Origin of the sequence: Nitrosomonas sp., assembly GCF_040256045.1 — a bacterium.
GTDB lineage: Bacteria > Pseudomonadota > Gammaproteobacteria > Burkholderiales > Nitrosomonadaceae > Nitrosomonas.
Genome location: NZ_JBDZWD010000072.1, coordinates 1 through 8,367, shown reverse-complemented (window position 1 = coordinate 8,367; position 8,367 = coordinate 1). Strand labels below are relative to the sequence as shown.

9 protein-coding genes and 1 pseudogene are annotated in these 8,367 nt (G+C 50.6%); 9 read left to right on the top strand and 1 reads right to left on the bottom strand.

Annotation, left to right across the window (positions count from 1 at the left end; translation table 11 throughout):
* Positions 1-591: 591 nt before the first annotated feature.
* Positions 592-1,503, bottom strand: coding sequence for a transcriptional regulator GcvA (gene gcvA, locus ABUL11_RS10565; RefSeq protein ID WP_350283817.1), 912 nt, complete (start codon positions 1,501-1,503; stop codon positions 592-594).
* A 227-nt stretch (positions 1,504-1,730) separates the two neighbouring features.
* On the opposite strand from gcvA, the gene ABUL11_RS10560 reads away from it, so the two are divergent.
* From ABUL11_RS10560 to ABUL11_RS10520, 9 genes and pseudogenes are all read left to right on the top strand, one after another.
* Positions 1,731-1,970 (top strand): OsmC family protein, encoded by a 240-nt coding sequence (locus ABUL11_RS10560; protein WP_350283816.1) that lies wholly within the window; start codon positions 1,731-1,733, stop codon positions 1,968-1,970.
* Positions 1,954-2,088, top strand: a complete 135-nt coding sequence (locus ABUL11_RS10555) for a hypothetical protein (RefSeq protein ID WP_350283815.1) — start codon at positions 1,954-1,956, stop codon at positions 2,086-2,088. Before ABUL11_RS10560 ends, ABUL11_RS10555 begins: the two co-directional genes overlap by 17 nt.
* A 68-nt stretch (positions 2,089-2,156) precedes the next feature.
* The gene (locus ABUL11_RS10550; RefSeq protein ID WP_350283814.1) at positions 2,157-2,435 is read left to right on the top strand and encodes a hypothetical protein; all 279 of its coding nucleotides are present in this window, start codon (positions 2,157-2,159) and stop codon (positions 2,433-2,435) included.
* A gap of 223 nt (positions 2,436-2,658) precedes the next feature.
* Positions 2,659-3,153: a DUF2938 domain-containing protein gene (locus tag ABUL11_RS10545; protein WP_350283813.1), complete on the top strand. Its 495-nt coding sequence runs from the start codon at positions 2,659-2,661 to the stop codon at positions 3,151-3,153.
* Positions 3,154-3,469: 316 nt separating this feature from the next.
* Complete coding sequence (locus ABUL11_RS10540) at positions 3,470-5,056, top strand: tetratricopeptide repeat protein (RefSeq protein WP_396956076.1); 1,587 nt, start codon at positions 3,470-3,472, stop codon at positions 5,054-5,056.
* A 120-nt stretch (positions 5,057-5,176) separates the two neighbouring features.
* Complete coding sequence (locus ABUL11_RS10535) at positions 5,177-5,578, top strand: EF-hand domain-containing protein (RefSeq protein WP_350283811.1); 402 nt, start codon at positions 5,177-5,179, stop codon at positions 5,576-5,578.
* Between the two features lie 122 nt (positions 5,579-5,700).
* A pseudogene (locus ABUL11_RS10530) lies at positions 5,701-6,023 on the top strand (IS481 family transposase); the annotation flags it as partial.
* 107 nt (positions 6,024-6,130) lie between these two features.
* The gene (gene sbcB, locus ABUL11_RS10525) at positions 6,131-7,594 is read left to right on the top strand and encodes an exodeoxyribonuclease I (protein ID WP_350283810.1); all 1,464 of its coding nucleotides are present in this window, start codon (positions 6,131-6,133) and stop codon (positions 7,592-7,594) included.
* A gap of 217 nt (positions 7,595-7,811) precedes the next feature.
* The coding region (locus tag ABUL11_RS10520) for a 5'-methylthioadenosine/adenosylhomocysteine nucleosidase (RefSeq protein WP_350283809.1) at positions 7,812-8,367 on the top strand (556 nt) is incomplete at its 3' end.

Sequence of the window (8,367 nt, the reverse complement as noted above, 5' to 3'; positions counted from 1 at the left end):
TGCATTGTCAGCGTCAATGAGTACAGCTAAACGAAGCGTTGGTTCTTCAGCTTCAATTTTAGTGACTAATCGCGGAGATACCATGTAGGCTCCTGTTTTCTAAATATTTTAATTAAGCTTTCCCAAGAGTAGTAGAAGGAATTCTTTTAAAAAAGTGGGCGCCCACTACTGGTTAGCGTTCGATACCCCATGACGAGCGCAGTTTCTCGTTATTGTAGAAGGCGACACAAGCCTTGATCACCCTGTAAAGCTAGCTATTATCACTACTAAATTTTCTGCTCAGGGTGATAGTTCTTTTCAACGGCTGCTGATATTGGGTTCCAAGGTACTCAGTCAGGACGTTATCCTCCATGACAAGACTCGCCTCATGTGCGATCACGATAGCCTCGACAAGGCTGAGTGCAAAGGCCATGTTTTTTCGTAGATTGATTTGCTTCCATCATCCTCGCTAAGGGTTCAGAACAGAGCCACCTGCGTTTGCATAATCCGTAGGCAAGGCAGCATTCAGGGGGGTAATATCGATTCAAGTACATTCCATGTCGAGTATGAAATTTTCAAGACACTCTTCCTTGAGATTGGAGGCTCATTACGTCACGTCTGTGTCACCTCCGCGAGCAGACAATTGCGAAAGGCCATCAGTTTCGGCAGGCTGACACATTCCGGTCGATAAACGATGTAATAGGCTAGCTCCGACGGGAAGCTGATGTCCGGGAACAGCCGTACCAGACGCCCGCTTGCCAGATCGTCGCGTGCCATGATGCTGCGTGCGAGTGCAATGCCGTGTCCCTCGATCGCTGCCTGCAAGACAGCTGCGGAGTTGTTGATCTGCATGCCGCGTTTAGGAGTGGTATCTGTCACACCAGCTTTTTCCATCCATGTTTCCCATGTCGGGAAATTCGCGTGGCCGTCCATCGATAAGTCGTGGATCAGGGTTTCATGAGCCAGATCGCCTGGCTTATACAGGTGCCGCTGGCGCAGTAGTTCAGGCGAGCACACCGGATAAATTTCTTCATCCATCAGTTTATCTGCCTTCAAGCCTGGCCAGTTTCCCATACCGTAGCGCACACCGATATCGACTCGCTGAGCTACGAAATCCACTGGTTTGTGGTTGGTGTCCAGGCGCACATCCGTATCCGGCCACGCAATCTGGAACCGATCGATGCGCGGCAATAGCCACTTGGCGGCAAAGGCCGGGCTGACGGTCACGGTGAGTACCCCGCTGGTCGATCCTTCCCGCAATCGTTCCAGGCCCAGTGCCAGTCGGTCGAAGCCCATTCGTATATCCGGTAACGCACGCTCGGCCGTCTCGGTCAGAACGAGCCGTGCTCGACCACTGGTGCTTCTCAGGAACAGCGGTGTACCCAGCCAGTCCTCCAGCGTGCGCACGAGTTGGCCAACAGCAGCGGGCGTGACGTTCAGTTCGGCGGCCGCCGCAGAGAAGCTTTGGTGACGGGCACTGGCCTCAAAGGCACGCAAGGCGTTCAGATGAACAGGTAACTTCATAGCGATAAAGTTTTTATTTCAATTAAAGATACTTTATCTCGTTTGTCAGTGAATAGGAACGGGCGAATAATTTCTTATAAGTTGAGTATCAGTGGTTCATTGATCGTGATGGTACCGGATATCCGATATGTGAGGCATCAATAGTTTTTCTGATGACAGATGCTGATGTTTCGGGCGGTTTCATGAGTTGAAGAACGTATGTCGAGTAACTTTTGGAGGAATTCTGGATGGAGAAGATGACATTTGCTGTCAGTACTACCAGTGAGGGGATGGCAACGACTGCGATTGCCCGGGAATACAAAGTTGTGATCGATGCCGATACTGAGATGGGCGGTAAGGGAATGGGGCCCAATCCAATGGAAACCGCATTGTCTGCGCTGGCCGGTTGCGAAAATATCACTGCCCGCATCATTGCTCAAGAAATGGAATTTGATCTGCAGGGTATTGATTTTGAAATTACATTTTGACACTAGCGAAAATGCGAGTGCTTATCTGGAAAGTGAGTTGTTCACTGCTGATGTGGTCGGTGGCCTTAAGCCACTGCTGGATGCTGCGCCTGAAATACGTATCTATCAGGTCGCATAACCCTCTATCGCCGGGTGTCATGCTGGTGCCCGGCAACGAATCGATCATCACGCTTATTGGAGAACATCATGACGAAGAAAGGAAAGTGGTTCACAACAGCAATCGTTGCGCTGATTTCGAGCTTTACGATAATGATTCTGTTACATGTTTACGGTCCTGGATCCACATTCATGTTGCAGCCAGCACCTGCCACACATTCGATGACAGACATGGCATGGATGATGGTATTGGGCGCCCTTGCAATGATTCTTTTTTTCGGCGGTATCGTAACCCTCATCGTATTATTTGTACAGTTCCTGACCGGGCGAAGCCGACAACATGATTTGCGGTCAGACCCCGGTGCGTGAGTGGAAGCAGCACGACCCGAATCAATGCAGCTTGCGGATGTGGTCTGGCGTTATGTATGGCTGCCATGGCAATCTCAGCGGGTGATAGGGAGTACGGCATAGATTTTGTTATTCAAACTCATCTTTTCCTGATCTGCTTTTACGTCGTCTGCCCACGTTTCCGATTATGACGCTGACTACGCGAGGATAGGCGATTTGTTCAATCATCGAAAAAGGAAAGTATATGACGGACATAATGGATCTCATCAGAGCTACACTGGTTGGAATCGGCGGCACGATCATTCTTGATATCTACGCTTTCCTGTTGCAGCGCCTGTTCGACGTGCCGGCTACCAACTGGCAGATGGTCGGGCGCTGGCTAGGTCATATGCCAGGCGGCAACTTCATCCAGACTAATTTGGGACAGGCAAGGCCTGTACCAGGTGAGCGTGTGCTGGGATGGATTTTCCATTATGTCATTGGTATCGGCTATGGACTGTTACTTGTCGCGATTTGGGGCAGCGGGTGGCTGTTTGAACCCGGCATCACCGAGCCTTTGATTCTTGCACTGATGCTGCTCGTCCTGCCTTATTTCGTAATGATGCCGGGAATGGGTATGGGAATCGCTGGCTCACGAGCACCCAAACCCTATGTCGCGTGTTTGAAGAGCATGGCTGGTCACTCTATATTTGGTATTGGCATGTATCTGACCGCGCGACTTCTGGAAGCCACTGCCTGATGTTTAGAAGTGAAATTGCCATCACGGACGCAGGGTTTGCCGAACTTGTCATCGTCCAAGTTCACAGCAGTGGAGTGCCAGAACAAACGCGTGGAACTTGAGTAATAAATAGGAAAAGCTTTCGCACCACTGTAAAAATACTTTTAAGGAACTATCTATGGAAACCCGTGTTTTTAATTCTTTTATGATAGGGCTGGTATTGGCGGGGGCAGGTATCTTCTGCCCGTCTTCATAAGCACGCGACTTGGTTCCGGATGAGCAGCGTCAACCATCTGCGTCGCAAGGATCGAGCCACAAGCATTATGAGGCTTCCCCCATGACAAACCAGCCAGGGCACGACAGACACCTGGCGCCCAGACTGCAGAATCTGGGAGTTCATACATTCCCGGTCAGTACGCAAAATAAAAAAGCACAGCTGTTCATCAATCAGGGCATCAATTTAGCCTACGGCTTCAATCATGCCGAGGCACATCGTGCATTTCGCGAAGCCGCACGACTCGATCCCGCACTCGCAATGGCATACTGGGGCCAGGCATTGGTATTAGGTCCCAATATAAATGCTCCCATGGACCCCAAAGACGAATCTGATGCGTTGAAGCTGATACAAAAGGCAAAATCGGTGATGACAGCTGCATCGGAAAGGGAACAGGCGCTGATCAGTGCGCTGGAGAAACGTTATTCGGGTGATGCCGGAGATCGCACGGCAAATGACGAGGCTTATGCCGAAGCAATGCGGATGGTACATCAGCGTTTTCCTGCTGACCCCGATATCGCAATGCTTTATGTGGAATCAGTGATGGATCTGCGCCCCTGGGGATACTGGATGCGGGACGGTCATCCCCATGAGGGAACAGCTGAAATCGTGGCACTGACCGAGGAAATGCTGCGCCGCCATCCCGCCCATCCTGCTGCGCTGCATATGTATATCCACCTGATGGAGCCGACGAACACCCCCGAGCGTGCGGAGAAAGCAGCAGATACGCTGATGCCGCTGATGCCGGCAGCAGGGCACATGATCCATATGTCGTCGCACATCTATCAGAGGGTGGGGCGTTATGCAGATGCAATGAGGAGTAACCAGTTGGCAATCATAGCCGACGAGAACTACATTACCCAATGCCAAGCCCAGGGATTATATCCGATGGCCTACTATCCGCATAATATCGATTTTCTTGCGTTTGTTGCCACGGCAAATGGCCAAAGCAAAATCGCGATTGAAGCCGCTCGCAGGACCGCTAGCAGGATAGACGACGCCACACTAAAGGAAATGCCCCTGACTGCCAAATTTCGTATGGTGCCCTATTGGACTCTCGCGAGGTTCGGATACTGGCAGGAGATACTTGATGAGTCTGCTCCGCCCGCCACGAATGTTTTCCTCAGAGGCAGCTGGCATTATGTTCGGGGCTTGGCATTTGTCGCCACAAAGCGTCTTCCTCAAGCTGAGCAGGAATTGGAAATCCTGCGTGAGATCATGAATGATCCAAGTCTGGATGGGGCGCTTTTATCCAAGAATACAACACGTGCAGTTCTCAGAATCGCTCCGGAAGTGCTGGCCGGTGAGATTGATGCTGCGCTCGGCAAATTCGATTCGGCTATAGCCCACCTGGAGCGCGCAGTCCGTTATGAAGATGCATTGGTTTATACGGAACCGGCTGAATGGCATTATCCGCCCCGGCTTGCGCTGGGCGCAATCCTGCTGGAAGCGGGATATTCGGATGAAGCAGAGACAGTCTACTGGGAAGATCTGAAGCGTAATCGTGATAGTGGTTGGGCTCTCTTCGGGTTGCAGCAGGCCTTGCATGCTCAAAAAAAGGAAGCTGAGGCAAAAGTTATTGAGGCACGTTTCAAAAAGGCATGGAATCAGGCCGATATCACGCTGACAGCATCGCGTCTGGGGCGATGATCATAACGAACCCTGAAAACCAAGGAGGATAGAAACTTCGACAGACTTCAACTTCAACAATCAGTGAGCATACGCTTTCCGGTAAAACTTACTTTACCTTTAACTCAAGGAGAATACCTTATGAATAATATGCCCAACAAAAAATCGATTATCTCTCTCGTGCTCGGGTCTGCTCTTGCTGCAACGCTCGTGGCTGGCTCTGCTGCTTCTGCGGCTGATAACCCTTTCACTGCACAATCTCACCAAGAAGGTTTTATGGTGGCGGGTAGCCACAATGGTGACAAAAGTGAAAATGGTAGCAGCAAGGATGCCCACGGTGATCATAGAGGGGCCCCCTGCGGAATGTTCATTATGGCAGACACCGATAAAGATGGCAGAGTAAGCAAGGAAGAGCATGCCCGCCATGCGGAAATGATGTTTGATCAAGTGGATATCAACAAGGATGGGTATATCGACAAGAATGAAGCCAGCGAAATGATGAAAAAATGCCCTGGCCATAGCCAGGGTCACAGCCAAGGATAACTGACCCATTCTGGCGCTTCAGCTTTGTCGAAGATCGATTAAACACGTCTTTGGCAAAGCTGGTGTTTAATCCCATTTCAGTGCACACGGAAGAAGGCAAACTCTACCTGTTCGTTGCCATCGATTGCGTCTGCCTGGAAAACGGCACGGAACATCGCTTGACGAAGCCGAATCATCCCTAGACCAATGCCTAAGTCGAGCGCGCATGGATTGCACCCTCAAAGAAGTAGCCGTCAAACAATACCACTACAAATACCACTACAAAAATCATCATCAACTGCGAGAACATCTCTACAACTTCCTGAATGCTTATAACTTCGCTAGGTGATTCAAAACCCTGCGAGGACTTACACCTTACCAATACATCATCAAATGTTGGCAAAACGAACCAGAACGCTTACCATCAATTAATCCCACATATAATGTGGGATTCAAAATTGTTTAGCTCCAGACTTATCACGGCGGATAGAAAACTGATTACCGCATTTCCCGATATAGCGATAACAGTGATAGATTACCCGGCTGCATAACCTTGACAAACTGACTACTACGATGCAGACAGGTAACTCAACCCTTTACTGGCATGATTATGAAACTTCCGGTGCAAACCCTCGTCAGGATCGGCCGGTTCAGTTTGCCGGGTTGAGGACAGATGAAGCACTCAATGAAATCGGTGACCCGCTGGTAGTCTATTGCAAGCCAGCACGTGACCGTTTGCCTCACCCGGAAGCCTGTCTGCTGACCGGTATCACGCCGCAAATGGCAGAAGCCCGGGGGTTGCCGGAACCGGAATTTATCGCACTGATTCATGTACAACTGGCGCAACCTGGTACTTGCGGAGTGGGCTATAACACGCTGCGATTCGATGATGAAGTCACCCGGTTTACGCTGTACCGCAATTTTTATGACCCCTACGCGCGTGAATGGCAATCCGGTAATTCACGCTGGGATGTGATCGATCTCGCTCGTATGACCTTTGCTCTGCGTCCGGAAGGGATTATCTGGCCGCAAAATGACGAGGGCAAACCAAGTTTCCGGCTGGAGGACATCACTGCAGCCAATGGATTGACGCATGACAGTGCGCATGATGCACTATCAGATGTTCGGGCTACGATTGCGCTGGCCCGCCTACTGCGTGATCAACAGCCACGCTTGTACGACTGGCTGTTTCGTTTGCGCGATAAACGTGCTGCTGCCAGCTTGCTTGATCTAAAAATGCATACCCCGGTTTTGCATACTTCCCGTATGTATTCCTCCGAATATGGCTGTACTACGCTGGTCATGCCGCTGCTGCCTGAAACGGGAAATCCCAATAGTATTCTGGTCTATGATCTGCGGCATGATCCCGCTGAATTCATGCAACTGGATGTAGATGCGTTGGCGGAACGTCTTTTTACACCCAAAGAGGAACTGGCAGAAGGACAGCAGCGTTTGCCGATCAAGGCGATCAGGCTGAACAAATGCCCGGCACTGGCGCCACAGAAAGTTCTTAATGATGAGATTGCCAAACGAATCAGTTTAAATACTGAACAGTGCCACACGTATTGGCAACTGCTATTGCAAAACCCGGATTTCATGCAGCGGATCCAGCAAGCGTATTCAAACGGTAAGATCTTTCCGGAAAATGATGCTGATCTGGCACTGTACGATGGTTTTGCAAGCGATCACGACCGCAACCTGTTTCCATTGGTGCGTGATGCAAAACCGGAGAAACTGATTGATCTCTCCGAAAAATTTCAGGATGGGCGTTATACCGAATTGCTGTTTCGCTATCGTGCCTGTAATTTTTACGATACCTTGTCGGCCCAGGAAAAATATCGCTGGCAAGCACATTGTCGCAGGTGGTTGGGTGAAGATGCCATCAACGGCAATCTGACACTAAACGCATACCACCAGAAACTGCTGCAACTACGAACCGATTGCACACAACAAGCGCAGCAGGAAATTCTGACCGAACTGGAAGCATGGGGCAGGATGCTGGCACAGGAAAATGATCTGCCCTGGCCACCTGATTGACTATATCACCCTGAGAACCTGTTTAATATCACACTGAAGGGTGCATCGCAGCATTAAAATCGAACTCAAAATGCTCAATACTTCCTTCGAGTATGCTCCGCTTCTTCGTTCAATTTTGCCATGTTCTACATCCCTTGATCGAGACCTTGAACAGGTTCTGAGTGATGCCGATGGAGAATTTGGTCGCCCCGCGATCTTTCTAATTTTTTGATCATACATGACCACAGCGATTTTAAGTGCCTTGTCTGAAGAGCAGGGCGGCCTGGTGCAGGCACTGGAGCAGCGGGAGTATTTTCAGTACGCCGGGCGCGAATTCTGGCGCGGACACTTGCATGGTCAGATGGTGGTGCTGGGATTGTCCGGCATTGGCAAGGTGGCTGCAGCGACGACGGCAGTCGTTCTGCTTGAGCGTCTGGATGTGCAGCGCATCGTGTTTATCGGTGTTGCCGGTGGTATGGGTGAGGGTGTGCAGGTGGGTGATGTGGTCGTGGCCACGCAATTCCTGCAGCATGACATGGATGCATCGCCTATCTTCCCGCGTTGGGAGATGCCGGGCTATGGGTGCACGCACTTCACCTGCGATCCGGCGCTGACTGCTCCATTATTTGAAGCTGCCACTATTTATCTGGCAAGTGCCAAAGCGGGTTTTGATCCTCGAGACAGCGGAATCACGCACGACCATGCAGCGCGGGTGCATCAGGGTCTGATTATCAGTGGCGATCGTTTTGTCAGCACTTCGGCTGAATCTGCTGCACTGCGTGCTGTGCTTGCTG

Coding starts and splice junctions, on each gene's coding strand:
- gcvA (WP_350283817.1), bottom strand. CDS start 1,503: ATGAAGTTACCTGTTCATCTGAACGCCTTGCGTGCCTTTGAGGCCAGT.
- sbcB (WP_350283810.1), top strand. CDS start 6,131: ATGCAGACAGGTAACTCAACCCTTTACTGGCATGATTATGAAACTTCC.
- ABUL11_RS10545 (WP_350283813.1), top strand. CDS start 2,659: ATGACGGACATAATGGATCTCATCAGAGCTACACTGGTTGGAATCGGC.
- ABUL11_RS10550 (WP_350283814.1), top strand. CDS start 2,157: ATGACGAAGAAAGGAAAGTGGTTCACAACAGCAATCGTTGCGCTGATT.
- ABUL11_RS10535 (WP_350283811.1), top strand. CDS start 5,177: ATGAATAATATGCCCAACAAAAAATCGATTATCTCTCTCGTGCTCGGG.
- ABUL11_RS10540 (WP_396956076.1), top strand. CDS start 3,470: ATGACAAACCAGCCAGGGCACGACAGACACCTGGCGCCCAGACTGCAG.
- ABUL11_RS10560 (WP_350283816.1), top strand. CDS start 1,731: ATGGAGAAGATGACATTTGCTGTCAGTACTACCAGTGAGGGGATGGCA.